This is a genomic window from Phenylobacterium sp. (assembly GCF_030698145.1).
Taxonomy (GTDB): Bacteria; Pseudomonadota; Alphaproteobacteria; order Caulobacterales; family Caulobacteraceae; genus Phenylobacterium.
Genome location: NZ_JAUYNW010000080.1, coordinates 123265 through 149553 on the forward strand (window position 1 = coordinate 123265; position 26289 = coordinate 149553).

Genomic DNA, 26289 nt, shown 5'->3' on the forward strand with positions numbered 1-26289 from the left:
GAATGGCTGAAACCACCGACACGACCCATCACCGCAGCGTCTTTGATGAGCCGGTCAAGAAGCGGAACACTGGCGTCACCATCGCCATTGTCCTCTCCGTGATCGTCCACACGGGTCTCATCGCCTATCTCTACAAGTCGAAGTTCGAGCCGAAGTACAAGGAGTACTCGGATGACGTGACGGACGTGGCGCTGATCAAGCCCGCGCCGCCGCCGCCTCCGCCGCCTCCGCCTCCGCCTCCGAACACGCCGCCGCCGCCGCCGCCGAAGCTGCAACCGCGGCCTCCGGTGAACGTGCCGGCCGACATCCCGACGATCCCCCCTCTGCCGGTCCCGCCGGTCGAGAAGCGGATCGAAGCTCCGGAGCCCCCGCGGGCTGCGCCTCCGACCCCGCCGCGCCCGTCGGTCATCACGAACCCCGACTGGCTGCGTCGTCCCAGCGGCGAAGACATGGCCCGGTACTACCCGGACCGCGCCACGCGGATGTCTGTTGAAGGTCGCGCGACCCTGTCGTGCTCCGTCACGGCGAAAGGCACGCTTGAAGGCTGCTCGGTGGTTTCCGAGGATCCGGCCGACATGGGCTTCGGTGACTCCGCGATGCGGTTGACCAAGCTCTTCAAGATGCGCCCGAAAACTCAGGACGGCGCGCCTGTCGAAGGCGGCACGGTCCGGATCCCGATCCGGTTCAACCTTCCCAAGTAGGGGACGGCGTCGACCTCGACCAAAGAACAAACCCCGGCGGCGCGAGCCTCCGGGGTTTTTTCTTTGTCTGGACAGCCTCATGGCCGGCTCGGCGCTTGATCGATCCGCCCCGCGCGACTAGAACGGCGCCTCGCGATGCGCCGCCTTAGCTCAGTTGGTTAGAGCGCTAGATTGTGGATCTAGAGGTCCTCGGTTCGAGCCCGAGAGGTGGTACCATCGCGGCGCCCCCGGAATGCCGGGTTCCCAACATCCCTAGAGGCTCAGATTGAGCAGCGCCGGGTCACCGCCCTGGGCGGTGATGTTGACACTGACCGCGCGCTCGATCGCGTAGCGGGTCAGCGCATTGGGCCCGCCCGCCTTGGGGCCGGTGCCCGACAGGCCTTCCCCGCCGAAGGGCTGGACGCCCACCACCGCCCCGATGATCGAGCGATTCACATAGGCGTTGCCGGACGGGACCAGGTTGCGGACCTGGGCGGCGAAGGCGTCGATCCGCGAGTGGACCCCCAGGGTCAGGCCATAGCGCGAGGCCGCCAGCTCGCCCGCGACCTTGGCGAGGTCGGCCGGGTGGTAGCGCACCACGTGCAGCACCGGTCCGAACACCTCGCGCTCCAGGAAGCCTGCGGACGGGATCTCGGCCAGGACCGGCCCGAAGAAGGTCCCGCCCTGGGGCGCCTCCAACTGGTGCAGGACCTTGGCCTCACGCTGCAGGCGCGCCAGGTGGGCGGTGAGCGCCCCGTGGGCCTCGGCGTCGATCACCGGGCCGACGTCGGTGGCCGCGTCGGTCGGGTCGCCCAGCACCAGGGCGTCCATGGCCCCCCTGATCCCCTCGATCAGCATGTCGGCGGTGTCGGTGGGGAGGAACAGGATCCGCAGGGCCGAGCAGCGCTGGCCGGCCGAGCCGAAGGCCGAGGCGATCACGTCGTCCACCACCTGCTCCTTGAGCGCGGTGGTGTCGACGAACATGCCGTTCAGGCCCCCGGTCTCGGCGATGAACGGCACGATCGGGCCTTCACGGCCGGCCAGGGCCTGGTTGATCCGCCGCGCGGTGTCGGTGCCGCCGGTGAAGGCCACGCCGTCGCAGCTAGGATGGCTGGTGAGCGCGACGCCGACGGTTTCGCCCCGTCCCGGCGTGAGCGCCAGCAGCCCCTGCGGCAGGCGCGCCTCGTGGAACAGCTTCACGGCTTCGGCGGCGATCAGCGGCGTCTGTTCGGCGGGCTTGGCCACCACGGCGTTGCCGGCGGCCAGGGCCGCGGCGATCTGGCCGGTGAAGATTGCCAGCGGGAAGTTCCAGGGACTGATGCAGACGAAGACGCCGCGGCCGTGCAGCTCCAGCGTATTGGTCTCGCCGACCGGCCCTTTCAGGGTCTCGGGACCGCCGAACCGGGTCTGGGCCAGATGGGCGTAGTAGCGGCAGAAGTCGGCGGCCTCGCGCACCTCCGCCACGCCATCGGCCAGGGTCTTGCCGGCCTCGCGGGCGCAGATGGCGATCAGTCGGTCGCGATTGGCTTCCAGGATGTCGCCCATCGCTCGCAAGACCTCGGCGCGGCGGTAGCCGCCGAGCGCGTCCCACGCGGGCTGCGCGGCTCGAGCGGCCGCGAAGGCCGCTTCGATGTCGGCCGCCGAGGCTTCGCTGGCCTTGCCGACCACTTCGGCGTTGGCGGCGGGGCTGCGTAGCGGCTGGGGCTCGATCCCGGCGCGCTGCTTGCCCCCGATCAGCGGCCCGGCCGATAGGGGCTCCAGCGCTCGGGCCGTGGCGGTGAGGCGCGCGGCTTCGTCGGGGATCGAAAGGTCGATCCCCAGGGAGTTCTTGCGTTCCGCCCCATAGATGTCGAGTGGACGCGGGATCTTCGGATGCGGACCGATCCCAGCCTTCTCCACGGCGGCGATCGGATCGACCACCACGTCCTGGGCGGGCACCCGCTCGTCGAGCAGGGCATGGACGAAGGAGGTGTTGGCGCCGTTCTCCAACAGGCGTCGCACCAGATAGGGCAGCAGGTCCTCATGCCCTCCGACCGGGGCATAGGTACGCACCACCGCGCCCGCATGCAGGTCGTCGGCGGCCTTGTAGAGCGCCTCGCCCATGCCGTGCAGGCGCTGGAATTCGATCTTGACGCCGGCCTGCGCGGCCATGGCGTGGACCGCCGCCAGGGTGTGGGAGTTGTGGGTGGCGAACTGGGCGTAGAGGTTCGGCGCGGCCTCGATCAGGGTGCGCGCGCAGACCAGATAGGAGAGGTCCGTCGCCGCCTTGGTGGTGAACACCGGATAGTCGGGCCGGCCACCGACCTGGGCGCGCTTGATCTCGCTGTCCCAATAAGCGCCCTTGACCAGCCGCACCATCAGCCGACGGCCGCTGCCGCGCGCGATCTCGGCCACCCGCTCGACGGCCAGCCGCGCGCGCTTCTGGTAGGCCTGGACGGCAAGGCCGAGACCCTGCCATTCACCCAGCTCCGGCTCGCGGGCCAGGCGGTCCAGCAGCTTCAGCGACAGGGTCAGCCGGTCGGCCTCCTCGGCGTCGATGGTGAAGTTGATGTCGTGCCGAGCCGCGATCAGCGCCAGGCGCATGGCGCGCGGATAGAGCTCGCTCCAGACTTGGTGCTCATGGGTGGCCTCATAGCGCGGGCAGAGCGCCGAGAGCTTCACCGAGACCCCGTGGCCGGCCTCGGGCCCCGCGCCCTTGGACGCCTTGCCCACGGCCTCCAGGGCGTCGGCATAGGCCTGCTCGTACCGCGCCGCGTCCGCCGACGTGCGCGCGCCCTCGCCCAGCATGTCGAAGGAGCAGACCTGCCCCTCCTTGCCGGCCCGCTTGAGAGCCGCCTCGATGGTCCGGCCCAGGACGAACTGTTCGCCCATGATGCCGATGGCCTGGGCCACGGCCTTGCGCACCACCGGCTCGCCGATCCGCTCCACCAGGCGCTTGAGGAATCCGGGAAGGTCGCTTCGGACCTCGTCGTCCACCTCGACCAGCTTGCCGGTCAGCATCAGGCCCCAGGTGGAGGCGTTGACGAACAGGCTGTCGGATTGGCCCAGGTGACTGGCCCAGTCGGCGCCACCGATCTTCTCGGCGATCAGCCGGTCGCGGGTGTCCTGATCGGGGGTGCGCAGCAGGGCTTCGGCCAGGCACATCAACGCCAGGCCCTCGCGGGTGCCGAGGCTGAACTCCTGCAGGAAACTCTCGACCACCCCCTGGCGGTTGGCCGACTTGCGCGCCGCGCGCACCAGGTCCTCGGCCTCGGCGCGCACCGCCGCCCTCTGTTCACGCGAGAGAGGTTGTGCGGCCAGCAGGGCCGTCACCGCGTCGGTCTCGTCGCGATACTTGGCGGAAAGGTCGTCGAGCGCGGTCCAGGAGGTCATGGGTTCAGCCTTGTGGGTTCTATTGTCCGGCGTACCGCTTGTGTTATCGAATGTCCTACGGAGATATGGTCACATTGCCGCACAAATTCATAAATCGGGGCCTACATGCCGAACGACGTACAGTTGGACGATGTCGACCGCCGCCTGCTGCGGGTCCTGCAGCGCGACGGGCGGATCAGCAACCTCGACCTGGCTCAGCAATGCCACCTTTCGCCGTCGGCCTGCTCGGACCGGGTCCGCCGGCTCAAGGACCGCGGCGTCATCCTGCGATACTCGGCCCTGCTGGACCCCAAGGCCATCGACCGGGCGCTGCTGATCTTCGTCGAGGTCCAGCTGGACCGGACGACCGGCGACACTTTCACCCAATTCGCCCAGGCCGCGCAGCGTAGTCCCGAAATCCTCGAATGCCACATGGTGGCGGGCGGCTTCGACTATCTGATCAAGGCCCGGGTGCGCGACATGGAAGCCTATCGCAGCTTCCTGGGCGACGTCCTGGTGCGGATGCCTGGCGTGCGGGAGACCCGGACCTACGCCGTGCTGGAAGAGGTGAAGTCGGTCACCGAACTGCCGGTCTGAGGTTCCGACGGCCCAACGGTGCGCTAGGCTGTAGATTGTGGAGACGGGCGCCGCCCCGGAGCACGTCATGCAACGCAGGCCAACCCTCGCCGTCTTGGGATTTCGTCCCCACACCTACTGGACCGCGGTCGTCGCTCTCGCGGGCGATCCGAGTGCGCCACAGGTGATCGAGCGGCGGCGGATCGTCTTCGCCAACGGCCACGAACGCTTCGCCTATCACCAGGCCGCGGAGGTCGATGCGGCCAAGGCCGAGGCCTTCATCGAAGGCATCCGGACAGCGACGGCGGCGAACGTGGCGCATGAGATCGGAAACCTGATCGCCGACCTGCAGCGCGACGGCGTCAACGTTCGCCGAGCGGTGGCGCCGACCGGAACTGCAAGGCTTCCCGAGACGCTCGAGGACATTCTGCGGGCGCATGCGCGCATGCATGCCGCCGAGGGGGTCTTCTATCGCGATGTCGTCGCGGCGGGGTGCACGGCCCTGGGGCTGCAGGTCCACCGGGTCGTTGAGCGCGACCTGCCTCGCCTGGTCTGCGACCTAGTGGGCGTCGATGAGCCCGCGCTTGAGGCGCGCCTCAAGGAGATCGGGGCGTCGCTCGGCCCGCCGTGGAGCGAGGACTACCGATTGGCGACTCAAGCCGCCTGGCTGCATCTCGACGAGCCTTAGGGTCAGTACCCGGATTGGTATGACACCAGCCCGAGGACCGGCTCGCCGGCCCGGAAGCGGGCGATGTTCTCGGCGATCCGTAGGGCGCCGCTGGCCGGGTCGGTGATCGCCGCGGCGTGGGGCGTGAGGGTGATCTTCGGGTGACGCCAGAAGGGATGCTCGGCGGGCAGGGGCTCCAGCGCGAACACGTCGAGGACGGCATGGCTGAGCTGGCCGGAGTCCAGGGCCGGGATCAGTTCGGCCTCAACCAGGTGCCCGCCGCGTCCGACATTGATGATCGCCGCGCCGGGACGCATCCGGGCGAAGGTGGCCTGAGACAGGATCCCGCGCGTTTCCTGGGTCAGCGGCAGCAGGTTCACGACGATCTCACTCTCGGCCAACAGCGTGTCCAGGTCGCCGCTTCGGCGCGTCCAGCGCGAGACCAGAAAACCTAGATTAACCAAAATCTTGCCACAGTATCTTCCCATCTCTCCATAACCCAGAAGTCCGACCTTCCGCGCGGTGGTCGGCGGTTGCGGCAGCTTCCTCCAGACGCCCAGCGCCTGCTGTGCGGCATAGGCCGGCGCCTGGCGGTGGAGGGCCAGAACATGGCCGGCCACCGCCTCGGCCATCTGGGCGGCGAGGGTCGGATCGATCAGCCGGGCGAGGGGCACGTGGCGGGGCAGGGCGGGATCGGCCATCAGGCCGTCGATCCCGGCCCAGGCCGACTGGATGAACCTCAGGTTCGGCAGGGTCGCGAGCTGGCCCTGCGGCGGATTGGCGACCACGGCGATATCGGCCGCGCCGGGATCGTCCGGCGGACCCAAGGTGACCGGTTCGCCCAGCGCCTGCTCCAGCAGGTCGCGCCACAGTTCGGTCGCGTCGGGGTCAAGGCGCGACAGGAAAGGGATCGTCATCGACTCTCCTCCAGCCTTGCGCGGAGACGCCGTTCGGCGCGAGGCTCGCGCGCATGAAACTGGATTCTTCCGACGCCGCCATCCTTGACGCTCTCGCCGGCCAGGAGGCCGACCTGATCGGCCGCGCCATCGACTGGTGCGCGATCGGCTCGGGCAGCCGCAATCTTCCAGGCCTCGAGGCCCAATGCGCCGTGTTCCAGGGCGTGCTCGCCGACCTGCCGGGCCAGGTCGAGCCCCTGGCCCTGGCCGACAGCCACGAGGTCGCCGCCGACGGCGAGCTCAAGGCCCAGCGTCACACCCCCGCCTTGCGGCTGACCGTGCGCCCCGAGGCTCCGGTCCAGGTGGTGCTCACCGGCCACTACGACACGGTCTATCCGGCCGAGAGCGGCTTCACCAAGGTGGTCACTCGCGCCGACGGGGCGCTGAACGGCCCGGGCATCGCCGACATGAAGGGCGGCATCAGCGTCATGCTGGCGGCGCTGGCGGCCTTTGAGCGCCACCCGGCCCGCGAAAGCCTCGGTTACCGCGTCCTGCTTTCGCCCGACGAGGAGATCGGCTCCCTGGCCTCTGCGCCGCACCTGGCTGAACTCGCCCGGGGGGGTCATGTGGGCCTGACCTACGAACCGGCCATGGGGGGCGGAGCGCTCGCCGCCCAGCGCAAGGGCTCCGGCAACTTCCACGTGGTGGTGAAGGGCCGCGCCGCCCATGCCGGACGCGACTTCGACAAGGGCCGCAACGCCATCGCGGCGGCCGCCGACCTCGCCACACGCCTGGTCGCCGCCAATGGCCGGCGTGAGGGCGTGACCCTCAATGTCGCACGCATCGACGGCGGTGGGCCGCTGAACATGGTGCCCGATCGGGCCGTGGTGCGCTTCAACGTCCGCCTGCCCGACCGCGAGGCCGGGGATTGGGCGCTCAAGTTCGTGCAGGACTGCGTCGCCGCCACCGCCTCTGACGGCATCGAGGCGCAGCTGCACGGCGGCTTCACTCGGCCCGCCAAGCCCTTCACACCCGCCCAGCAGCAGCTGTTCGGAGCGGTGAAGGAGGCCGGCGCCCTGCTCGGTCAGGAGATCACCTGGGCCTCGTCCGGCGGGGTCTGCGAGGGCAACAACCTGTTCGCCGCCGGCCTGCCCAATGTCGACACCCTGGGCGTCCGGGGCGGCGACATCCACAGCGAGGCCGAGCACGCCTGGCCCGAGAGCTTCGTCGAACGCGCCCAACTCTCCGCCCTGATCCTCGCCAAGCTGGCCACAGGCGACATCCCGGCCGCCCAGATCAAGGCCGCGATGGGGCAGGGGTGACCGGCGTCCCGCGATAGGGCTTGGCGTCCTTCATCAGGATGTGGCTGGCGATCTTGTCGACCCCCAGGCCTTCCTGCAGTAGACGGTCGGCCAGTTCGCCCCAAGCGCGCACGTCAGGCGCCACCACCTTGATCAGGTAGTCGAAGGACCCCGAGACCTGGGCGGCTTCCACCACCTCGGGGATCTCGGCCAACACCGCCTCGAAGGCTAGCAGATCGGCGGGACGGTGGCTCTTCAGCGTCACCTCCCCATAGACCGTCACCGTCGGACGTATCCGCTCGATGTCCAGGCGAGCGTGATAGCCCTGGATCAGGCCGTCGGCTTCCAGCCGCCGGACCCGCGCCAGGCAGGCGCTCGCCGACAGCGCCACCTGCTGGGCCAGGGCCTGGTTGGTGATGCGGCCGTCGGCCTGCAGAATCGCCAGGATTTTCAGGTCCAGTCGGTCGAGAGCAGAATATCCGTCCAAGGTCGTGTTTCACCGCATGATCTGCGGCACGACCCCCGGTCTTCCGCCGCCCATTTCGCGCAAACCCTAGCACAATAAGCCGCTTGAGCTTCGATCATTCTGCGGAGGACAACATGGTCGCCACCGGCGTCGTCATCCGTGCCGCGGTATCCCAAGACCTGGAAGCCCTGCTGGCGCTCGCCAAGACGGCCGGCCTGGGCATGACCAACCTGCCACCCTGCCGCGACAAGCTGGCCGCCCTGCTGGCCGGCAGCGCCGCGGCCTTCGCTGGCGCGCGCGGCCACAGCCAGATGCTGCTGGTCTTGGAGCATGGCGGCGAAGTGGTTGGCACCGGCTGCATCTTCCCCAGCGTCGGCGGCGACTGGCCGTTCTATTCCTACCGCATCGGCCGCATCCGGCAGGCCTCTCAAGCTCTCGGCAAGACCGTCGAGAACACCCTGCTGACCCCGGTTAACGACTATGACGGCTCGGCCGAGGTGGGCGGCCTGTTCGTACGCCCCGGCCTGCGCGGTGTGGCCGGCGGACGGCTGATGGCGCGCAGCCGCTATCTGTTCATGGCCGACCATCGCGACTGGTTCGGCGACCGCGTGGTCTCCGAGTTGCGCGGCTATCAGGACGAGGACGGGACCTCGCCGTTCTGGGAAGCCGTGGGCAAGCGCTTCTACGGCCTGGAGTTCTCCGAGGCCGACAAGATCAGCGTCGGGCCGGGCAAGCAGGTCATCGCCGACCTGGGCCCAAAATATCCGATCTATCTCAACCTGCTGTCGCCGGAGGCCGCCGCCAGCGTCGGCCAGTGCCATCCCGACGGCCTGCGCGCCCAGGCCCTGCTGATGGAGGAAGGCTTCCGTTTCGAAGGCTGCGTCGACATCTTCGACGGCGGCCCGACCATGGTGGCCGATATCGACGCCCTGAAGGCCGTGCGCGAGAGCCGGGTCTCGACGGTCCGCACCATCGGCCCCTGCGAGGATGGCCCCGAGATGCTGGTCGCGTCCGGCCACGCCGCCGGGTTTCGAGCCTCGCGCGGCCGGATTTGGGCGAGCGACGACGGCGTCACCCTGCCGCCGGAGCTGGCCCAGATGCTCAATGTTCAAGTCGGAGACCGCGTGCGTCATGTCGAATTCTGAGATCGTCTCCACCGATCCCTGCGCCGGCGAAGTGGTTTGGCGCGGCCCGGCGGCCTCCGCCTCCGAGGTCGACGCGGCGGTGGCCCGTGCGCGCAAGGGCTTCGCGGCCTGGTCGGCGACGCCGCTGGAGGAGCGCTGCCGCATTGCGCGCGCCTTCGCCGACCTGGCCCGCAACCGGCGCGAGGACATCGCCCGCCTGATCAGCCGCGAGACCGGCAAGCCGTTCTGGGAGACCCTGACCGAGGCCGACACCGTCTCGGCCAAGATCGAGGTCTCCATCCGCGCCCAGGCCGAGCGGGCTGGGGAACGGACGGGGGAGGCGGCCGGCGCGCGCGCGCGCCTGGCCCACAGGCCGCACGGCGTGCTGGCGGTGGTCGGGCCGTTCAACTTCCCCATGCACCTGCCCAACGGCCACATGGCGCCGGCCCTGCTGGCCGGCAACGCCGTCATCTTCAAACCAAGCGAGAAGACCCCCGCCAGCGGCCTGATGCTGGTCGAACTGTGGCGCGAGGCCGGCGTGCCAGCCGACGTCCTGCAGGTGCTGACCGGGGCGGCGGAGACCGCCAAGGCGCTGGTCAGCCACGAGGCGGTGGACGGCGTGCTGTTCACCGGCGGGGTCGGCGCCGGCAAGGCGATCCACATGGCGCTGGCCGACCAGCCGCAGAAGATCGTGGCCCTGGAGCTGGGCGGCAACAATCCGCTGGTCGCCTGGGACGTGGCCGACGCCGAGAGCGCCGCCCACCTGATCGTCCAGTCGGCCTATGTCTCGGCCGGCCAGCGCTGTTCCTGCGCCCGGCGGCTGATCGTGCCCCAGGGCGCGGCGGGCGACGCCGTCGTCGAGGCGCTGACCGCGCTCATCGACCGCATCAAGGTCGGCGCGCCGTTCGAGGACCCGCAGCCCTTCATGGGCCCGGTGATCGACCTGGCCTCGGCCAAGAGCCTGCTGCTGGCCCAGCAACGCCTGGGCGGGACCGTGATCCGTGAACTGGCGCCCACCACCCCCGACCGGTCCTACCTGACCCCGGGCCTGGTTGATGTCACCGGCCTCGAGGTTCCCGACAGCGAGAACTTCGGACCCCTGCTGCAGCTCATCCGCGCGCCCGATTTCGACGCCGCCATCGCCACGGCCAACGCCACCCGCTTTGGCCTGGCCGCGGGTCTGCTCAGCGACGACGAGGGCCTCTATCGCAGGTTCTGGAGCGAGGCCCGCGCCGGGATCGTCAACTGGAACCGGCCGACCACCGGGGCCGCCGCCACCGCGCCGTTTGGCGGGCCGGGGCTCTCGGGCAACCATCGCCCCAGCGCCTACTACGCCGCCGACTACTGCGCCTATCCGGTGGCCAGCCTGGAGGCCGACACCACCCAGTTCCGGATCGGCACGGGCCTGGCGGCGTGACCCGCGATCCCGCGACGACGGTCGAGGTCAATTTCGACGGCCTGGTCGGGCCGACCCACAACTATGCGGGCCTCTCGCCGGGCAATGTCGCCTCGCAGAGCAATTTCGGCGAGACGGCCTTTCCCCGCGCCGCGGCCCTGCAGGGCCTGGCCAAGATGCGCGCGGTCATGGACCTGGGCCTCACCCAGGGCTTCCTGCCCCCGCCGCTGCGGCCCGCCGCCGAGGCCTTGCGGCCGTTCGGCTTCGATGGTTCGGACGACGAGGTCCTGGCGGCCGCCGCCCGCGACGACCTGGCCCTGTTCCGCGCGGTCTGCTCGGCGTCCAGCATGTGGCGCGCCAACGCCGCCACCGTTCTGGCCGCGCCCGACACCGCCGACGGCCGCGTCCACCTGGTGACCGCCAACCTTGCCGGGATGCTGCACCGGAGCTTCGAGGGGCCCGAGACCCACGCGCTGCTGCGCAGGGTGTTCCGGGACGAGGCGTGCTTCGCCGTCCACGGGCCGCTGCCGTCAGCTCGCCATTTTGGCGACGAGGGCGCGGCCAACCACATGCGCTTGGCTGACGGCCATGGCGTGGCCGGCGTCAACGTCTTCGCCCACGGGGAACACCGTGGCGGCGCGTTCCCCGAACGCCAGAGCCGCCGCGCCAGCGAGGCTGTGGCCAGGTTGGGCGGGCTTGAAGCGCCGATCTACGCCCTGCAGAACGCCGCCGCCGTCCAGGCCGGCGCCTTCCACAACGACGTGGTCGCGGTCGCCAACGAGACGGTGCTGCTGACCCATCCCCAGGCCTTAGACGACGCCCAGGGTCTCTACGCCGCCCTGCAGGCCCGCCTGCCCAGCCTGCACGTGGTGGAGACCCAGGGCGTCAGCCTGGAGGACGCCATCGGCTCCTACCTGTTCAACTCCCAACTCGTGACCCTGCCGGACGGCGCCATGGCGCTCATCCTGCCTGTCGAGGCTCGCGAGAACGCACGGGTCTGGGCCGAGGTCGAGCGGATCGTCGCCGCCAACAATCCAATCTCGCGGGCGGTGGTGGTCGATGTGCGTGAAAGCATGCGCAACGGTGGCGGCCCGGCCTGCCTGCGGCTGCGCGTTCCGGTGGACGAGGCGGCCCGGGCCGGGATCGATCCGGGTTTCCTGCTGGACGAGGCGCGCTGGGAACGGCTGGCCCACACGGTGGAGGCCCATTGGCCCGAGGCTATCGCGCCTAAGGACCTCACCGATCCGGCCCTATGGGCTCAGGCCCGCGCGGCCCACGCCGCGCTCGAGCAGGCCATTGGCGTCTAGATCGAATACGACCAGGTCTCGGCCTGGCCGCGGATGTCGTCCTGGGGCGTGATGCGGCGACGCGCGGTCATCTGGGCGTGCAGGCGCTGGATGCACAGGCTCGCGGTCTTCTCGAACCAGAAGGGGAAGACGGCGTGGATCAGGCACGCCAGCCCGGCCGCGACCATCTCCGCCCCAAAGCCCCCGGCGTGGCCCAGGTGCTCGACATAGGTCTCGCCCACCTCGCTTGGGTGCCGATTGAACGCGTCCAGCATCTCGCCCTCCTGGATTATCGACCGAAGATTGCCGCGAGCCGGCGAGAAAGACATTGTCTCGTTCGCCGCCCAGGCGGCAGAATGGAGAACATCATTCTCATCAGGCGGCCCATGACGTGTCAGACGTTCTCCTTGATCCGATAGATCGGCGAATCCTCCGCGAGCTCCAGGCCGACGCCACCATCCCCGTCGCCGAGCTGGCCGAGCGGGTGGGGCTGTCCCAGACGCCCTGCTGGAAACGGGTCAAGCGGCTGACCGACGAGGGGGTGATCGAGCGCCGCGTCGCTCTGCTGGCGCGCGAGAAGCTGGACCTCGGACTGGTGGTCTTCGTATCGATCAAGACCAGCCATCACGACGAGGCCTGGATCGCGGCCTTCGGCAAGGGGGCCGCGGCCCTGCCCGAGGTGGTGGAGTTCTACCGCATGGCCGGCGAAACCGATTATCTGCTGAAGGTGGTGGTCTCCGACATCGCCGCCTATGACCGCTTTTACAAACGCCTGATCGCCACCGCGCCGCTGAACGACGTCTCCTCCGCCTTCGCCATGGAGCAGATCAAGTTCACCACCGCCCTGCCGCTCTGAGGGATGATGAACCTCTACGACCTGCTCGCCGCCCGCTTTCCCGACGACCGGACCAAGCCCGCCTTCCTGCTGGCCGACGGAACCGCCATCTCTTACGGCGCCTTCGAGGACGACGTCGCGCGCACGGCGGCCCTGCTGATCGAGCATGAGGTCGAGCCCGGCGACCGCATCGCCCTGCAGTCGGAAAAGAGCGTCGCGGCGGTGGCCGTCTATCTGGCGACCCTCAAGGTCGGCGCGGTCTTCCTCCCGCTCAACACCGCCTATACCGAGACCGAGGTCGACTACTTCCTCGACGACGCCGAGCCGGTGCTGTTCGTCGAGGACGCCGAGGCCTTCGTCGCCGACGCCCGCTCACGCGAGCCATTGAACGAGACCGTGGCCCGCGAGGACGCCGACCTGGCCTCGATCATTTACACCTCCGGCACCACGGGCCGTTCGAAGGGGGCCATGCTCAGCCATGGGAACCTGGCGGCCAACGCCCTGGCCCTGCACGAGATCTGGGGCTTCACGCCGGACGACGTCCTGCTGCACGCCCTGCCGATCTTCCACGTCCACGGCCTGTTCGTGGCCCTGCACTGCGCCTTCCTGTCGGGCGCGCCCATGGTCTGGCTGCCGAAGTTCGATGACGTCCAAGTGCTGTCGGGGCTGGAAACGTCCACCGTGATGATGGGGGTGCCGACCTTCTACACCCGGCTGCTGGCCAATCCCGCCTTCACCCGCCAGCGCGCCCAGCACATGCGCCTGTTCGTCTGCGGCTCCGCGCCGCTGCTGGAATCGACCTTCGCCGAGTTCGAGGCCCGGACGGGCAAGCGCATCCTCGAGCGCTACGGCATGAGCGAGGCGGTGATCATCACCTCCAACCCGCTGCACGGCGATCGCATCGCCGGCAGCGTCGGCTATCCGCTGCCGGGCGTCGACCTGCGAATCGGCGGCGGCGAGGCGACCGGCGTCATCGAGATCAGGGGCCCCAGCGTCTTCGCCGCCTATTGGCGGATGCCGGAAAAGACCGCCGAGGAGTTCACCGCCGATGGTTATTTCCTCACCGGCGACGTGGGCCGGCAGGACCCCGACGGCCGGGTCTGGATCTCCGGCCGGGCGAAGGACCTGATCATCTCGGGCGGCTTCAACGTCTATCCCAAGGAGATCGAGCTGGTCTTCGACGAGCTGCCCGGCGTCATCGAGAGCGCGGTGGTGGGCGTGCCCCACCCCGACTTCGGCGAGGCGGTGGTGGCCGTGGTGATGGGGCAGGGGGACGAGGCGGCGATGATCGCCACGGCGCGCGAGAAGCTCGCCGCCTTCAAGGCGCCCAAGCGGGTGTTCTTCGTCGCCGAGCTGCCCCGCAACGCCATGGGCAAGGTGCAGAAGAACCTGCTGCGCGACACTTATGCCGAGACTTTCGCCTAATGCGCCTGATCGACCGCGAAGAGGTGGCCGCCCGGCTCACCTACGAGGTCGCCATCCCCATCGTGCGCGAGGCGATGATCGCGCTCTCGGCGGGGACCACGCGCCAGCACCTTCGCTCGATCATCCCGCTGGCGCAGGGGCGGATGTTCGGGATCATGCCCGGCGCCATGGGCGAGACCGCGCCGTTCGGCGCCAAGCTGATCAGCGTGTTTCCCGACAATTTCGCCAAGGGCGTCCAGTCCCACCAGGGCGTGGTGGTGCTGTTCGATCCCGACAGCGGCGCGCCGGTCTGCGTGGTCCATGCCGGCGAGATCACCGCCATCCGCACCGCCGCAGCCAGCGCCGTGGCCACCGACGCGCTCGCCAGACCCGAGGCCTCGCGCCTGACCCTGCTGGGCTATGGAGAACAGGCCGCCACCCATGCCCGGGCCATCGCCAAGGTCCGCGCCTTGAGCGCCATCCATGTCTGGGGCCGCGACGCCGGCCGTCGCGAGGCCTTCGCCGCCAAGATGGGCGCCGAGCTTGGCCTGCCGGCGACGGCCCATGCCGAGGTCGAGGCCGCCGTCGCCCAGGCTGACATCATCTGCACCCTGACCCCTTCCGCCGAGCCCATTCTCAAGGGCGCCTGGGTGGCGCCGGGGACGCACCTGAACCTGGTCGGCTCCAGCTACGCCGGCCCCGTCGAGGTCGACAGCGACCTGGTGGTCCGCGCCCGCTTCATCGCCGACAGCCGCGAGGGCGTGCTGCGCCAGGGCGCCGAGTTCCTGCGCGCCAAGGCCGCCGGCCTGATCGGCGACGACCATATAGCGGCCGAGATCGGCGAGGTGCTGTCGGGCAAGGTCGCGGGCCGACGCTCCGCAGATGAGATCACGGCCTACAAGTCCCTGGGCCACGTGGTCCAGGACCTGGCCACCGCCTGGGCGCTCTACTCGGCCTAGGACGCCTCGTCGGGCGGGTCCTGGTCCTTCGCGGCCCTCAGCGCGCGCGGGCTGGACCCGGTCCAGCGCTTGAAGGCGCGCGAGAAGGCGGCCGGATCTGAAAAGCCCACGAGATAGGCCGTCTCGTTCACCGAGACCCGGCGGCCGCTGAGATAGTGCAGGGCCAGCTTGTGGCGCAGGTCATCCAGCACCTGCTCGTAGGTCACGCCCTCGGCCTTCAGCTTGCGGAAGAGGGTCTGGCGGCTGACCCCCATCTTGCTGGCGACCCTGTCCATGCCGGCGTCGCCGGTGTGCAGCACCATCATCAACAGGCTCTCGACCTTGCCCTGGATCGACTTCGAGCTCTCCAGGCTCTTGAGTTGCGCATCGGCATGCTCGTTCAGGATCCCGAAGACGTAGCGCGGCAGGCGCTCGACCCTGTGAGTTGCCCAGGCCTCGTCGATCAGGATGGCGTTCTGGGTGCTCCCGAACACCACCGGCGCCTGGAAGATGCGTTCGTACTCCGCGCCATAGCCCGGATCGGCATGGGTGACATGCACCTCCCGCACATAGGGCGCGTCGAGCAGCCGTCGCGGCGCGCAGATCATCTGGGCGAAGGCCGACTCGGTGAGTTCGGGAAAATCGTTGGGGTTCGCGCGGTTGTCTATCAGCCAGTAGACGCCCCGCTCCTGCGTGACGGCGAAGCGATCGCCGGACCCCACATTGTCGGTCTCCACGATCAGGCGCACGAAGCGGTTCAGCTGCTTGAAGGCCTCGATCATGGTCTCGGAAGCCTGGCCGATCAGGCCGATGATCGAGATCTTGGCGATGTCCACCGCCTCGCCGTAGTGGAGCGCCAGGGCCGGGTCGTTGCTGAGTTCCTTGGCCGCGCGCATCAGGGCCACGTACTTCACGAACGGAATGCGGTTTTCCTGGTCCTCGAGGTCCTTCAGGTCGATGCACGACCGCTCGGCCAGCGCCCTGCGGCTGGCGCCCTTCGACACGGCCAGGTCCAGCAGGCCGCGCGCGAAGCCCGCCCCGACGGTCAGCTCAGCCATGGTTTCGGCGCCTCATGGTTTCCGATCCCGCTCTCATCCTTAGAGGCCGCTGACCCCTGTTTTGGATGCAAGCCCCCCTGCAACTTGCGGTCAGGTTTTTGATACGAGCCGTCATGGCCATCACCGCTCCCATGGCTAGGCTCGGTTCAGCGTTTGGTGGGTGATGCATGACGGCGGTTGTTGCGACGGGCGGGTTGGGGGCGAGTTCCGCCGCGGACAAGGCCTTGCAGGCTTCGGCGGCGTTCTGGTTCGTGACGGCCGTGATCGGCCAGTGGGCGTTCCTCTACTATATCGCCGCCTTCTACGGACCCTCGACATTCTCCGGTGATTTCCAGGCCTGGGGAAAGAACACCCTGCTCTCCGGGGGCTACAGGCCCGGCGACACGGTGGGCAACCTGACCTTCGCCGCCCACGCCCTGCTGGCGGGGATCATCGCCTTCGGCGGGGCCCTGCAGCTCGTGCCTCAGGTCCGGGCCCGCGCGCCCGCATTCCACCGCTGGAACGGCCGGGTGTTCCTGCTGACCGCCAGCGGCCTCAGCCTGGCGGGGTTCTACCTGGTCTGGGTCCGCGGCACGGGCAGCGGCCTGGTCAGCTCGATCGCCATCAGCATCAACGGCCTGCTCATTCTGGGCTTCGCGGCCCTGGCCTGGCGCGCGGCACGGGCGCGGGCCTTCGCCGTCCATCGCCGCTGGGCGATGCGCCTCTACCTGGTGTCGAACGCCCAATGGTTCATGCGGGTCGGCTTCTTCGCCTGGTTCATGGTCAGCCGTCCGCTGGCGGTGAAGGGCCTGGACGGCGCCTTCTTCATCGCCTGGTCCTTCGGCTGCTACCTCGTGCCGCTCGCGGTCCTGGAGCTCTACCTGCGCGCCAAGGACGGCGCCGGGCCGAGCGGGCGCTTCGCCATGGCCGGCGGCCTCTTCGTGCTCACCGCGCTCATGGGCGTCGGAATGGTGGGCTTCACAATCTTCTCGCAGCGCATCCTGTCGGGCGCGCCGGTCGGGCTTCCGGGGTAAGCGCACCATGTCGCCACTGATGATGATCCATATCACCGCCGGCGGCCTGGGCCTGCTGTCGGGCTTCGGCGCACTCGCCTTCCGCAAGGGCGAGCCCCTGCACCGGGCGGTCGGGACCCTGTTCTTCGGCGCCATGCTGTTCATGTCGGGGCTGGGCGCGATCCTGGCCGTCTTCCTGCCCAACCGGCCCACCGTCCTCATCGGCCTGCTCACCTTCTACCTGGTGGCCACGGCCTGGGCGACGGTCCGGCGCGAGGAGGGGCGCATCGGCCGCTTCGAGGTCGGCGCGGCGCTGGCCGTGATCGGCGTGGCCGCGGCGCTGTTCATCGCCGGATGGGTGGCGACCCAGAGCCCCAAGGGGCGAATGGATCAGATTCCCAATCAGGTGATCTTCGTCTTCGCGACGGTGGCCACAATCGCCGCGGCCACGGATCTGCGGATGATCCGGCGCGGCGGGGTTACCGGCGCGCCGCGCATCGCCCGGCACCTCTGGCGCATGTGCGTCGCCCTGCTGATCGCCACGACGTCGTTCTTCCTCGGACAGCAGAAGGTCATGCCCGAGGTCCTTCAGGGCTCACCGATCCTGTTCGTCCCGATCGTGGCCTCGCTCGGCCTGTTCACCTTCTGGATGCTGCGGGTCAAGTTCACCAACGCGTTCAAGCCCGAGGCGACCGCCCTTGGGGAAACGCCGAGAGGCAGGGCCGCATGGCTGTTCTTGAGCTAGCCGCCGACGCGCCCTGGATCGCCCGTGCGGCCGCCGCCTCGGCCCTGGTCCTCCACATCGGCGGCGGCGGCCTGGGCCTGGTCTCCGGCGCGGTGGCCGTGACCGTCCGCAAGGGCGAGCGCCTGCACCGGGCGGCGGGGACCGTGTTCTTCGTCTCCATGCTGACCATGTCCGGGATCGCCGGGCCGGTGTCCGTCATGATGGGCGACCGGGTCAACATCGTCGCCGCCGTGCTCACCTTCTACCTGGTGCTGACGGCCTGGATGGCGGTCCGGCGCAAGGAAGGCGAGACGGGCCTGTTCGAGATCGGCGCGCTGCTCGCCGTCATCGGCGTCACGGTGGCCGGCGTCGCCTTCATCTTCGAGGCGGCGGCCAGCCCGACGGGCATGATCGACGGCCAGCCGCCTCAGGCCAACTACATCTTCGCCTTCGTCGGAGGGATCGCCGCAATCTCGGATCTCAGCGTGATCCTGCGGGGCGGGGTATCCGGACCCCAGCGTATCGCGCGGCATCTCTGGCGCATGTGCTTCGCCCTGTTCATCGCCGCGGGTTCGCTGTTCCTCGGACAGCCGCAGGTCTTTCCCGAGGCCATCCGGCAATCGCCGATCCTGTTCGGGCCACCCCTGGCGACCCTGGTCCTGCTGGTCTTCTGGATGCTCCGGGTCAGGCTGACCAGGGCGTTCCGGCCGGCGGTCGAGAGCCCCGCCTAGGCCTTAGCAGCATACAGTGACCGCTACGGTATTGACGCTTGGAATCTGTATGACTTTCATGCGGTTTCAAAAAAAATCGCCAACATAGACAATAGGTTACCACAACCCGAGACGCGTTCAGCGCGCGGGCTCCAGGCTGGCGATATAGGCCGCGATCAGGGCCACGCCCTCGTCATGGACCAGGGAGCGGCTGAGCTCGGGCATCATGACGCCGGGCTCGGTCGACTTCATCCGGTGCAGCAGGATCGAGGCGGCCGGATCGCCCGGCGCGATGGAGACCTCCAGCCCGCCCGAACCGCGACCGGCGGCCACCGGCCGCTTGCCGACGCCGCGGGCGGCGGGGCGGGTCTCCTCGACGTCGAGGAACAGGCCCGAATTGGAGGCCATGCCCCGGGCGTTGTGGCAGTGGGCGCAGTTGGCGTCGAGATAGGCCTCGGCGCGCGCCGCCAGCGGCGCGGCCACATCGTCCCAGACCGCGGTGCGCGGCGCCTTGGCCGGGGCCGGGGCGCCGGTCAGCATGCCGGTCCGGCTCCAGTGGGCCAGCTGGTTCTCGCGCCCGGCGGCGTAGGCGAAGGCGCCGTTGAGGTTGCGCGCCTTGGGGCCCAGCGGCGAGATCTCGCCGGCCACCGCGTGGCATTCCTTGCACTGGTTCACATTGGGCACGGCGTAGTCGACCCGCCTGGTCCGGCCTGCCGTGTCGATGAAGCCCACGTCCAGCCGGGCCCCGGCCCGCTTGAGCGTGGCCAGGGTCTGTTCGTCGTTCCAGACATAGGCCAGCGCCGCCCAGCCGTCGGCCTTGCGGATCAGCAGCCGGGTCTCGAGGAAGCGGATCTTTTCCTTCGGCCGGCGCAGGTCGGCGGGGTAGGCGAAGGTCTTGACCAGGGTCGCGCCCACCGGGAACTCGAACGCCCCGGCGGCCGTGTAGGTCGCGGCCTTGCCCGGCGGCAGGAACACGAAGCGGAACTTCTCGGCATAGTCGCTGAACAGCGGGGTGTTGAGGGCGTAGGGCGTCACCCGACCGTTGGGCGCGCGCGCGCCCTCATCGACGAACAGCCGGTAGGCGTCGAGGGTCTGGGCCGGCGCCTCGGCCAGCAGGGCGTCCAGGGCGACGGGCGGGGCCTGGGGCGCCGCCCCCAGCAACAGGGCCGCCGCCGCGATGGCGGCCAGGGGTCTCAAGGGACCAGCTTGGCCTGCTCGGCGGGCAGGACCACGGCCTTGGGCTCCTCGATCACCGCGTCGCCAAGGGTCGGCGAGATCTTGGGATTGGCCTCCATGAGGGCGCCCGGCTTCGGAAGATTGAGATTGACCACCGGGCCGTCGGTCAACCGCACCCGGACCGCCTCGCTGCCGGGCCAGGTCACCACCCCGTCCCAGATCACCGGCGGCACGGTCCCGCCCAGCGCCTTGGCCAGGATCGCCCCGCCAGGGAAGGCTGGCGCCCAGGCGTTGCGGCCGAGCCGGTTGTTCCGCACCACGATGTCGCGGGGCAGGGGGTTGTAGGTCTTGTCGTCGAACGTCTGGCTATAGGCGATGAGGATCACCGCGGCGCTGCCGTTGCCGTCGATCTCGTTGTCGAAGACGTGGACGTTCTTGTTGGCCATCAGCATGACACCGGTGCCCATCGGCACATTGGCGACGATATTGCCCTTGGGCGCGAAGTTCGGCGTGTCGTTGTCGATCACCTTGTTGCGGAAGATGCGAGTGGAATGACCGCCCATCTGCGGCAGGTTCGGCAGGTCGAACACCAGGATGCCCCCGGTGTTGTGGGTCGCGACATTGTCGAAGACGTCGGCGTTCATCGAGTTCTCGATCTCGATCCCGGCGACGTTGAACTCCGCGGTCGAGTTCTTGACGATGATGTTCTTCGACTGGCCAACATAGATGCCGGCGTCGGAGGCGCCGCGCACCGTCACCCTGTCGATCAGCACATTGGTCGAGGAGACCGGATAGACCCCATAGGCGCCGTTGGTCTCCTTCGGCCCGCCGGTCCATTCGACCACGACATTGAGGAAACTGATCTGGTCGGAGCCCTTGGACTTGATGCCGTCGCCCTTGGTGTCCTGCAGGGAGAAGTCGCGCACCGTGACCCGGTCGGACGTGATCAGCAGGCCTTCGCCCGCGCCCTTCTGGCCGGCGAAGGAGAGGACCGTCTCGCCCGGCCCCGCGCCCTTCACGGTGACGCCGTCGATGTCCAGCGAGAGGCCGTCGGTGAAGTCGTAGCGCCCGGCGGCCAGGTCGACGACGTCGCCCGGCTTGGCGTCGAGCAGGGCGGTCTGGACGCGCTCCTGGGCGTTCGGCCCCGGTCCGACCGCGAGGGTCTTGGCCTGGGCGGAGCCGGCCGCCAGCACGGCGGCGAGCGTGATGGCGAGCGATCTCATGGCGTCCTCCCGGCGGCGTCTGACGCGCCCCCTTGTGGCCGCAGGCTAGGTTGTCGCCGTTCAGTTGGCGAGCGCAATAAATCGGCGGGGTTGCGCAGGAAATGGGCGGTGATCAGGCCGATGGAGTTTGGCGCTGCGCTAGACCGGCGCAGCCGTCATTGCGGGAGCGTAGACCGGCCACGGCACCAGGGCTTCGATGTCGTGCAGTCGTCAAGGACTCCGGCGGAGGTCTCTCCATGGCGTGCGATATCCCTCTGTATGTCGCGCCACTCCGGTCTCAGCTCAGACCATGGAGCAGGCCGCCACGCTTCCTCAATGCGCTCCGCAGCTACACGCTCTTCGACGGTCAGCCTGCTCCAGGCGAGGTCGCGCCGCGGCGCGAACCTCACAGGGGCCCGAGCCGCCAGGCGCGAGAGCCACAGATGAACCTCGGTCGGGCTCTGGCCGTAGTCGTATGAGGACCCGCCCGCCAACACCTCCTGGCAGAAGCTGGAGTCGGTTCGCGCGCAGAGCTCCATCAGCCGTCGCGCCAGGGGAAGGTTGGCCGGGTACTGATGCACGTCGCCGGCGATGTAGGTCGCGACGCTGATGATGCCCCACATGTTGCCCCCCTCGGCCGCCCTGCCGGCGAACGCCAGCGCAATCGCCCGGTTCGCCTGAACCTGCTCGATCGAGCCATCGCCCCTCTGGTGCCAATACCATCGGACAAGTTCGTCGTGAGCGAGCGGATCGCCGAGCTGGGACGCGCGGGTCACAAGGCTCAGCCACCGCGCCCAGTCGTCAGGCGACGAGCCGTCGCGCAGATCGGAGGCCAGGCGCATCATGGCCTCGCTGCTGCCGCGAGCCGCCAGGGGTTCAAGCACCAGCCGGCGACCCTCACGATGGGCGCGCAGAAGGTCCTCCAGGTGAGCGTCGGCATCTTCGGCCCCGGACTTGGGGGGCTCTTGGTCAATCGCAAAAAGGCTTGCCGTATGCGCCGCTTCGAGGGGGCGGAGCGCATCCTCCACCTCTGCGCGTTGGCGTTTGAGATCATCGAGGTGACTCGGCGCCTGCCGCGCCAAACCATCAGCCTGCGGGCGTAGCGCAGGCTCCGGCGCGCCCGGCGTGGCGCAGCCTGCAACCAAGCTCACGAACAGCATCGCGATAACGCGCATCGCACTTCCCGCGCCGCCACGTGCGCCGCGCCTCCAGGTTGCACCTGGGGATACTGAACATCGATACGGCCGGCGCAACAAGTTCGGCTGGCCGCCCTGACGGATGTCGCGTCATAGGTCAGCCCGGGCGCAGGGCCTCCTCCTCCCGCGAGGGGAGAAGGGGCGCTGCGTCATGGCTACGCGTCGACCAGGGTCATGCCGCGTTCGTCGTAGCGGGTTCCCTGGACCTTGTCGGCCAGGCCGTCGAGGCTGGCGGTCTCGGCGGGGGTGAGCTGCAGCTCGGCGGCCTTGAGGTTGCCCTCGAGGTTGGCGAGCTTGGTCGTGCCGGGGATCACCACCACGTTGGGCTTGGTGGCCAGCACCCAGGCGAGCGCGATCTGCGAGGGGGTGGCGCCCCGCGCCTTGGCCAGGCGCTCGATCTCGTCGACGAGGGCGATGTTGGCGCCATAGGCGTCGCCCTGGAAGCGCGGTGAGACCACGGCGCGGTAGTCCTGGCCCTGCGGACGCACCTCACGGCTGAAGGCGCCGGTCAGCATGCCCCGGCCGAGCGGCGAATAGGCCACCACGCTCACCCCGGTCTCCCAGCAGTGGGGCAGGACCTCGCGCTCGATGTCGCGGGTGAAGATCGAATACTCCCACTGGACCGCGGCGATGGGATGGACCGCCTGGGCGCGGCGCAGGGTCTCGGCGTTGACCTCGGAGAGGCCGATCGCGCCGATCTTGCCCTCGGCCACCAGCTTGGCCATGGCCCCGACGGTCTCCTCGATCGGCAGGGCCGGGTCCTTGCGGTGCAGGTAGTAGAGGTCGACGTGGTCGGTCTTCAGCAGGCGCAGGGACTGCTCGATGGCCCGGCGCATATTGGCCTCCGAGCCGTCAACTCCGGTCACGGTGCGGGTGGCGAGGTTGCCCACCGGGCCGAACTTGGTGGCGATGAAGGCCTGGTCGCGGCGGTCGTGGAACGCCTCGCCCAGCAGTTCCTCGTTGGCGCCGAAGCCGTAGAGCTCGGCGGTGTCGAAATGGTCGACGCCGCGCTCGAGGGCGGCGTGCAGCAGCTTGACGGCTTCGGTCTTGTCCATGGGCTCGCCATAGGCGACGGACATGCCCATGCAGCCGAGACCGATGGCGTTCACTTGACGGCCGGTACGGCCGATTTCACGACGGATCATGGGGAGCTCCGTTCTGTCGAGATGGGGTATGGGGGAGGTGTGTGAGCGTTCACTCACATCGTCTTATAGGCCCCGCCCCGGGCCGGCGTCAAGCTGGAATACCGATGTTCAGGCGCGCCAGGCGTCCACGACGGCGTCGGCGGCCATGTCCAGCTCGGCGTCGCTCCAGGCCCGGCCCTTGATCTCGCTTTTGACCATGTAGCCGACCGGGCCGAAGAACAGGTTCGACAGGATGTCGGTCGGCAGGCTCTTGAACACGCCCGCCGCCACGCCGGCGTCGCGCAGGCGGGTGAGGGCCGCGCCGATGCGTTCGTGGGCCGCTCCGCCTTCGCGTTCCGACAGGGCGGACTCGGCGAAGCGCTGGCCGAAGGTGAAGGCCTCGGTGTCGGAGCGATAGGCGTTGAGCAGGGTCAGCCACAGCCGCTTCAGGCGCTCGGTGGGCGGCCCGTCGCCGTCCCCGGCCTCGGAGATGGCGGTGAACACCTCGCCCTTCAGCCGGCGATAGGCCTCGATCAGCAGGTCGTCCTTGCTGGGGAAGTGACGGTAGAGCGTGCCCTCGGCGACCCCGGTCTCCGCGGCGATCGCCGCGGTGGTGGCCGCGCCCATGCCGTCCCGGGCCACGATCTTCAGCGCCGCGCGCAGAAGGCGATCCTTGGTGCTGAGAGTGTCTGTGAGCATATGCTCACACGTCGGGGTTCGAGGAGCGCGTGTCAAGTTCATCTCTTCCTCCCACATCGCGAAGCGAATGGGGGAGGGGGACCATCCGCAAGGATGGTGGAGGGGGCGAAACTGGGTGCTGAGCTTGAGGCCGCCCCCACCACCACCTTCGGCGGTCCCCCGCCCCCGTAAACGGGTGAGGAAAAGTGAGCTCAGGGCTTGAAGGCCAAACCCTTGGAGGCCAGCGCGTTCCTGAGCGCGCCCAGGGCGTTGGGGCCCATGCCGTGCAGGGCCGCGATCTGCGCCTCGGTCCGTTCGGTGAGGTCTTCGAGATGGACGACACCGGCGCCGGCCAGGGCGCGCTGGGCCGGCTTGGCGAGCTTCGGCAGGTCTGTCCGGGTCATGGCTGGCCTCCGATGAGACGGGGTCCAGAGAGCAGTGGCGCACCCTCATTCCGTACTCTATCTTCGAAGATAGATCACCCCTGGGACGCACCACGGGACAGGCATTCCAAGTCTACGATTTTCGATCGAGGTCTACTTCATGACGACGACGCAGGACGGCGCCAAGCCGCCGATCGACAAGCAGGCGCTGCTCGCCAAGTACATCGCCGAACGCGACAAGCGGCTGCGCGCCGACGGCAACGCCCAGTACCTGGAGGTCAAGGGCCGGCTCGCCCACTATCTGGAAGACCCCTACACGCCGCGGGTCGAGCGCGAGCCCAAGACCGACCACGTCACCTTCGCCTTCGTCGGCGGCGGGTTCGCGGGGCTGGTGACCGGGGCGCGGCTGGTGGAGGCCGGCGTCAAGGACGTGCGCATCGTCGAGAAGGGCGGGGACTTCGGCGGCACCTGGTACTGGAACCGCTATCCGGGCGCCCAGTGCGACACGGCCTCGATGATCTACATGCCGCTGCTCGAAGAGACCGGGCACATGCCCACCGAGAAGTACGCCCACGCGCCCGAGATCCTCGAGCAGTGCCAGCGCATCGGCAAGCAGTACGACCTCTATGAGAACGCGCTGTTCCACACCGAGGTCGAGGACCTGGCCTGGGACGAGGCCAAGTCCCGCTGGGTGATCTCCACCAACCGCGGCGACCGCTTCACCGCCGACTTCATCGGCCTGGGCACTGGGCCGCTGCACGTGCCCAAGCTGCCGGGCATCCCCGGCATCGAGAGCTTCAAGGGTCACTCGTTCCACACCAGCCGCTGGGACTACGACTATACCGGCGGCGACCCCAAGGGCGGCTTGATGACCAAGCTGGCCGACAAGCGGGTGGCCATCATCGGCACCGGCGCCACCTCGGTCCAGGCCGTGCCGCACCTGGCCCGGGCCTGCAAGGAGCTGCTGGTGATCCAGCGCACGCCCTCGTCCATCGACGTGCGCGCCAACCAGCCGATCGATCCGGAATGGTTCGCCGGCATCGCCACCCCGGGCTGGCAGACCCGCTGGCTGGAGAACTTCACCGCCAACCAGGCCGGCGGCAACGCCGAGGTCGACCTGGTGATGGACGGCTGGACCGACCTGTCGCGGCGGATCCGAAGCAAGATCATGCAACTTCCGCCGGAAGACCGGGCGCCGATGAAGATGCTCGCCGCCTACGAGGACAGCGACTTCGAGAAGATGGAGGAGATCCGCGCCCGGGTGGATTCCATCGTCGCCGACCGCGAGACCGCCCAGAACCTCAAGGCCTGGTATCGCCAGCTCTGCAAGCGACCCTGCTTCCACGACGCCTACCTGCAAGCCTTCAACACGCCGGGCACGCGCCTGATCGACACCGACGGCAAGGGCGTCGAGGCGATCACCGAGAAGGGCCTGGTGGTCGGCGGCGTCGAATACGAGGTCGACTGCATCATCTACGCCTCCGGCTTCGAGGTGGGCACCGAGTACAGGCGCCGCGCCGGCTTCGACCTGACCGGCCGCGACGGCCTGAAGCTGTCGGAGGCCTGGGGGGAGGGCATGCGCTCCAAGCACGGCATCCACGTGCACGGCTTCCCAAACGCCTTCTTCGTGCAGCCGACCCAGGGCGCGAACCTGATCTCCAACGTGCCGCATAACCTCACCGAGTCCGGCAAGACCATCGCCTTGGCCGTCAAGCATGCCCTGGACCATGGCCACCGCCAGGTCGAGGTCACGCCGCAGGCCCAGGAGAAGTGGGTCGAGCTACTGCTGACCAGCATGGGCCGCATGCTGGGCGCGCCCGACTGCACGCCTGGCTATTACAACAACGAGGGCCAGGACCCGGGCCCGGCGGCGCGGCTGAACGTCGGCTATCCGGCCGGGGCGACGGCCTTCTTCAAGTACATCGACGCCTGGCGCAGCTCGGGGGATTTCGAGGGGTTGGCGTTCCGATGAGGGAACGAGGGGTTCAGATCCTCCCCCAGCGCGCAGCGCGATTTGGGGGAGCAACCGTAGTTAGGCTGGCGCATGTCTCCAGTCTGTGTTGTCGCGGATCATGGCGTTGAGGGTGACGAGGAGCCGTCGCATGCAGGCGGTGAGGGCGAGCTTT

Annotated in this window: 25 protein-coding genes and 1 tRNA gene; 15 read left to right on the forward strand and 11 right to left on the reverse strand. The window is 69.1% G+C overall.

Going from position 1 to position 26289, the window contains the following annotated elements; genetic code table 11:
• Positions 1-2 precede the first annotated feature (2 nt).
• Positions 3-701: an energy transducer TonB gene (locus Q8Q77_RS11970; protein ID WP_305583806.1), complete on the forward strand. Its 699-nt coding sequence runs from the start codon at positions 3-5 to the stop codon at positions 699-701.
• Positions 702-840: 139 nt separating this feature from the next.
• Positions 841-917, forward strand: a tRNA-His gene (locus Q8Q77_RS11975).
• A 36-nt stretch (positions 918-953) separates the two neighbouring features.
• On the opposite strand, the gene putA is transcribed toward Q8Q77_RS11975, so the two are convergent.
• Positions 954-4052, reverse strand: a complete 3099-nt coding sequence (gene putA / locus Q8Q77_RS11980; protein WP_305583807.1) for a bifunctional proline dehydrogenase/L-glutamate gamma-semialdehyde dehydrogenase PutA — start codon at positions 4050-4052, stop codon at positions 954-956.
• A 105-nt stretch (positions 4053-4157) separates the two neighbouring features.
• On the opposite strand from putA, the gene Q8Q77_RS11985 reads away from it, so the two are divergent.
• The gene (locus Q8Q77_RS11985; protein WP_305583808.1) at positions 4158-4628 is read left to right on the forward strand and encodes an Lrp/AsnC ligand binding domain-containing protein; all 471 of its coding nucleotides are present in this window, start codon (positions 4158-4160) and stop codon (positions 4626-4628) included.
• Between the two features lie 67 nt (positions 4629-4695).
• Complete coding sequence (locus Q8Q77_RS11990) at positions 4696-5295, forward strand: hypothetical protein (RefSeq protein ID WP_305583809.1); 600 nt, start codon at positions 4696-4698, stop codon at positions 5293-5295.
• Between the two features lie 2 nt (positions 5296-5297).
• On the opposite strand, the gene Q8Q77_RS11995 is transcribed toward Q8Q77_RS11990, so the two are convergent.
• Positions 5298-6191 carry a glyoxylate/hydroxypyruvate reductase A gene (locus Q8Q77_RS11995; RefSeq protein ID WP_305583810.1) on the reverse strand — a complete coding sequence of 298 codons (894 nt, stop codon included), beginning with the start codon at positions 6189-6191 and terminating at the stop codon, positions 5298-5300.
• A 53-nt stretch (positions 6192-6244) separates the two neighbouring features.
• Between Q8Q77_RS11995 and Q8Q77_RS12000 the strand changes: the two genes are divergently transcribed.
• On the forward strand, positions 6245-7492 hold the full coding sequence (locus Q8Q77_RS12000; protein WP_305583811.1) for a hydrolase: 1248 nt from the start codon (positions 6245-6247) through the stop codon (positions 7490-7492).
• Here the strand turns inward: Q8Q77_RS12000 and Q8Q77_RS12005 are convergent.
• On the reverse strand, positions 7467-7958 hold the full coding sequence (locus tag Q8Q77_RS12005) for an Lrp/AsnC family transcriptional regulator (RefSeq protein WP_305583812.1): 492 nt from the start codon (positions 7956-7958) through the stop codon (positions 7467-7469). The two genes, Q8Q77_RS12000 and Q8Q77_RS12005, sit on opposite strands and share 26 nt — an antisense overlap.
• 113 nt (positions 7959-8071) lie before the next feature.
• On the opposite strand from Q8Q77_RS12005, the gene Q8Q77_RS12010 reads away from it, so the two are divergent.
• Genes Q8Q77_RS12010 through Q8Q77_RS12020 form a run of 3 tightly spaced genes read left to right on the forward strand, consistent with a single transcriptional unit; the run spans position 8072 to position 11764 of the window.
• Positions 8072-9082: an arginine N-succinyltransferase gene (locus tag Q8Q77_RS12010; RefSeq protein WP_305583814.1), complete on the forward strand. Its 1011-nt coding sequence runs from the start codon at positions 8072-8074 to the stop codon at positions 9080-9082.
• On the forward strand, positions 9069-10478 hold the full coding sequence (astD, locus tag Q8Q77_RS12015; RefSeq protein WP_305583815.1) for a succinylglutamate-semialdehyde dehydrogenase: 1410 nt from the start codon (positions 9069-9071) through the stop codon (positions 10476-10478). Before Q8Q77_RS12010 ends, astD begins: the two co-directional genes overlap by 14 nt.
• Positions 10475-11764, forward strand: a complete 1290-nt coding sequence (locus Q8Q77_RS12020; protein ID WP_305583816.1) for an N-succinylarginine dihydrolase — start codon at positions 10475-10477, stop codon at positions 11762-11764. Before astD ends, Q8Q77_RS12020 begins: the two co-directional genes overlap by 4 nt.
• Here the strand turns inward: Q8Q77_RS12020 and Q8Q77_RS12025 are convergent.
• Entirely contained in the window at positions 11761-12018 is a 258-nt protein-coding gene (locus Q8Q77_RS12025; protein ID WP_305583817.1) for a DUF6356 family protein, read from the reverse strand. The two genes, Q8Q77_RS12020 and Q8Q77_RS12025, sit on opposite strands and share 4 nt — an antisense overlap.
• Positions 12019-12134: 116 nt before the next feature.
• Between Q8Q77_RS12025 and Q8Q77_RS12030 the strand changes: the two genes are divergently transcribed.
• The 3 genes from Q8Q77_RS12030 to Q8Q77_RS12040 are packed head-to-tail and all read left to right on the forward strand — an operon-like array spanning position 12135 to position 14941.
• Positions 12135-12599, forward strand: a complete 465-nt coding sequence (locus tag Q8Q77_RS12030) for an Lrp/AsnC family transcriptional regulator (protein ID WP_305583818.1) — start codon at positions 12135-12137, stop codon at positions 12597-12599.
• Positions 12600-12605: 6 nt separating this feature from the next.
• Positions 12606-14003 (forward strand): AMP-binding protein, encoded by a 1398-nt coding sequence (locus Q8Q77_RS12035; RefSeq protein WP_305583819.1) that lies wholly within the window; start codon positions 12606-12608, stop codon positions 14001-14003.
• Complete coding sequence (locus Q8Q77_RS12040; protein WP_305583820.1) at positions 14003-14941, forward strand: ornithine cyclodeaminase family protein; 939 nt, start codon at positions 14003-14005, stop codon at positions 14939-14941. Before Q8Q77_RS12035 ends, Q8Q77_RS12040 begins: the two co-directional genes overlap by 1 nt.
• Here the strand turns inward: Q8Q77_RS12040 and Q8Q77_RS12045 are convergent.
• The gene (locus tag Q8Q77_RS12045; RefSeq protein ID WP_305583821.1) at positions 14938-15978 is read right to left on the reverse strand and encodes an AraC family transcriptional regulator; all 1041 of its coding nucleotides are present in this window, start codon (positions 15976-15978) and stop codon (positions 14938-14940) included. The two genes, Q8Q77_RS12040 and Q8Q77_RS12045, sit on opposite strands and share 4 nt — an antisense overlap.
• A 167-nt stretch (positions 15979-16145) precedes the next feature.
• Between Q8Q77_RS12045 and Q8Q77_RS12050 the strand changes: the two genes are divergently transcribed.
• The 3 genes from Q8Q77_RS12050 to Q8Q77_RS12060 are packed head-to-tail and all read left to right on the forward strand — an operon-like array spanning position 16146 to position 18425.
• Positions 16146-16991 carry a DUF2306 domain-containing protein gene (locus Q8Q77_RS12050; RefSeq protein WP_305583822.1) on the forward strand — a complete coding sequence of 282 codons (846 nt, stop codon included), beginning with the start codon at positions 16146-16148 and terminating at the stop codon, positions 16989-16991.
• Positions 16992-16998: 7 nt separating this feature from the next.
• Positions 16999-17715, forward strand: coding sequence for a hypothetical protein (locus Q8Q77_RS12055; RefSeq protein WP_305583823.1), 717 nt, complete (start codon positions 16999-17001; stop codon positions 17713-17715).
• Entirely contained in the window at positions 17697-18425 is a 729-nt protein-coding gene (locus tag Q8Q77_RS12060) for a hypothetical protein (protein WP_305583824.1), read from the forward strand. Before Q8Q77_RS12055 ends, Q8Q77_RS12060 begins: the two co-directional genes overlap by 19 nt.
• Positions 18426-18542: 117 nt before the next feature.
• Here Q8Q77_RS12060 and Q8Q77_RS12065 read toward each other — a convergent pair whose 3' ends face one another.
• The 6 genes from Q8Q77_RS12065 to Q8Q77_RS12090 all read right to left on the reverse strand — a co-directional run bounded on the left by Q8Q77_RS12065 (position 18543) and on the right by Q8Q77_RS12090 (position 24184).
• A complete protein-coding gene (locus Q8Q77_RS12065; protein WP_305583825.1) occupies positions 18543-19601 on the reverse strand; it encodes an SO2930 family diheme c-type cytochrome in 1059 nt (352 codons plus the stop codon).
• Complete coding sequence (locus Q8Q77_RS12070; protein ID WP_305583826.1) at positions 19598-20803, reverse strand: parallel beta-helix domain-containing protein; 1206 nt, start codon at positions 20801-20803, stop codon at positions 19598-19600. Before Q8Q77_RS12070 ends, Q8Q77_RS12065 begins: the two co-directional genes overlap by 4 nt.
• A gap of 155 nt (positions 20804-20958) precedes the next feature.
• Positions 20959-21957 (reverse strand): hypothetical protein, encoded by a 999-nt coding sequence (locus tag Q8Q77_RS12075; protein ID WP_305583828.1) that lies wholly within the window; start codon positions 21955-21957, stop codon positions 20959-20961.
• A 176-nt stretch (positions 21958-22133) separates the two neighbouring features.
• The gene (locus Q8Q77_RS12080) at positions 22134-23123 is read right to left on the reverse strand and encodes an aldo/keto reductase (protein WP_305583829.1); all 990 of its coding nucleotides are present in this window, start codon (positions 23121-23123) and stop codon (positions 22134-22136) included.
• Between the two features lie 108 nt (positions 23124-23231).
• Complete coding sequence (locus Q8Q77_RS12085) at positions 23232-23801, reverse strand: TetR/AcrR family transcriptional regulator (RefSeq protein ID WP_305583830.1); 570 nt, start codon at positions 23799-23801, stop codon at positions 23232-23234.
• Positions 23802-23992: 191 nt separating this feature from the next.
• The gene (locus Q8Q77_RS12090) at positions 23993-24184 is read right to left on the reverse strand and encodes a hypothetical protein (RefSeq protein WP_305583831.1); all 192 of its coding nucleotides are present in this window, start codon (positions 24182-24184) and stop codon (positions 23993-23995) included.
• 139 nt (positions 24185-24323) lie between these two features.
• On the opposite strand from Q8Q77_RS12090, the gene Q8Q77_RS12095 reads away from it, so the two are divergent.
• Positions 24324-26135 carry an NAD(P)/FAD-dependent oxidoreductase gene (locus Q8Q77_RS12095; RefSeq protein WP_305583832.1) on the forward strand — a complete coding sequence of 604 codons (1812 nt, stop codon included), beginning with the start codon at positions 24324-24326 and terminating at the stop codon, positions 26133-26135.
• Positions 26136-26289 lie beyond the last annotated feature (154 nt).

What these genes read in the sequence shown, in the direction of transcription:
- Q8Q77_RS11970 (WP_305583806.1), top strand. Translation starts at nt 3, where the DNA reads ATGGCTGAAACCACCGACACGACCCATCACCGCAGCGTCTTTGATGAG.
- putA (WP_305583807.1), bottom strand. Translation starts at nt 4,052, where the DNA reads ATGACCTCCTGGACCGCGCTCGACGACCTTTCCGCCAAGTATCGCGAC.
- Q8Q77_RS11985 (WP_305583808.1), top strand. Translation starts at nt 4,158, where the DNA reads ATGCCGAACGACGTACAGTTGGACGATGTCGACCGCCGCCTGCTGCGG.
- Q8Q77_RS11990 (WP_305583809.1), top strand. Translation starts at nt 4,696, where the DNA reads ATGCAACGCAGGCCAACCCTCGCCGTCTTGGGATTTCGTCCCCACACC.
- Q8Q77_RS11995 (WP_305583810.1), bottom strand. Translation starts at nt 6,191, where the DNA reads ATGACGATCCCTTTCCTGTCGCGCCTTGACCCCGACGCGACCGAACTG.
- Q8Q77_RS12000 (WP_305583811.1), top strand. Translation starts at nt 6,245, where the DNA reads ATGAAACTGGATTCTTCCGACGCCGCCATCCTTGACGCTCTCGCCGGC.
- Q8Q77_RS12010 (WP_305583814.1), top strand. Translation starts at nt 8,072, where the DNA reads ATGGTCGCCACCGGCGTCGTCATCCGTGCCGCGGTATCCCAAGACCTG.
- astD (WP_305583815.1), top strand. Translation starts at nt 9,069, where the DNA reads ATGTCGAATTCTGAGATCGTCTCCACCGATCCCTGCGCCGGCGAAGTG.
- Q8Q77_RS12025 (WP_305583817.1), bottom strand. Translation starts at nt 12,018, where the DNA reads ATGCTGGACGCGTTCAATCGGCACCCAAGCGAGGTGGGCGAGACCTAT.
- Q8Q77_RS12035 (WP_305583819.1), top strand. Translation starts at nt 12,606, where the DNA reads ATGAACCTCTACGACCTGCTCGCCGCCCGCTTTCCCGACGACCGGACC.
- Q8Q77_RS12040 (WP_305583820.1), top strand. Translation starts at nt 14,003, where the DNA reads ATGCGCCTGATCGACCGCGAAGAGGTGGCCGCCCGGCTCACCTACGAG.
- Q8Q77_RS12045 (WP_305583821.1), bottom strand. Translation starts at nt 15,978, where the DNA reads ATGGCTGAGCTGACCGTCGGGGCGGGCTTCGCGCGCGGCCTGCTGGAC.
- Q8Q77_RS12050 (WP_305583822.1), top strand. Translation starts at nt 16,146, where the DNA reads ATGACGGCGGTTGTTGCGACGGGCGGGTTGGGGGCGAGTTCCGCCGCG.
- Q8Q77_RS12055 (WP_305583823.1), top strand. Translation starts at nt 16,999, where the DNA reads ATGTCGCCACTGATGATGATCCATATCACCGCCGGCGGCCTGGGCCTG.
- Q8Q77_RS12060 (WP_305583824.1), top strand. Translation starts at nt 17,697, where the DNA reads ATGGCTGTTCTTGAGCTAGCCGCCGACGCGCCCTGGATCGCCCGTGCG.
- Q8Q77_RS12070 (WP_305583826.1), bottom strand. Translation starts at nt 20,803, where the DNA reads ATGAGATCGCTCGCCATCACGCTCGCCGCCGTGCTGGCGGCCGGCTCC.
- Q8Q77_RS12075 (WP_305583828.1), bottom strand. Translation starts at nt 21,957, where the DNA reads ATGCGCGTTATCGCGATGCTGTTCGTGAGCTTGGTTGCAGGCTGCGCC.
- Q8Q77_RS12080 (WP_305583829.1), bottom strand. Translation starts at nt 23,123, where the DNA reads ATGATCCGTCGTGAAATCGGCCGTACCGGCCGTCAAGTGAACGCCATC.
- Q8Q77_RS12085 (WP_305583830.1), bottom strand. Translation starts at nt 23,801, where the DNA reads ATGCTCACAGACACTCTCAGCACCAAGGATCGCCTTCTGCGCGCGGCG.
- Q8Q77_RS12090 (WP_305583831.1), bottom strand. Translation starts at nt 24,184, where the DNA reads ATGACCCGGACAGACCTGCCGAAGCTCGCCAAGCCGGCCCAGCGCGCC.
- Q8Q77_RS12095 (WP_305583832.1), top strand. Translation starts at nt 24,324, where the DNA reads ATGACGACGACGCAGGACGGCGCCAAGCCGCCGATCGACAAGCAGGCG.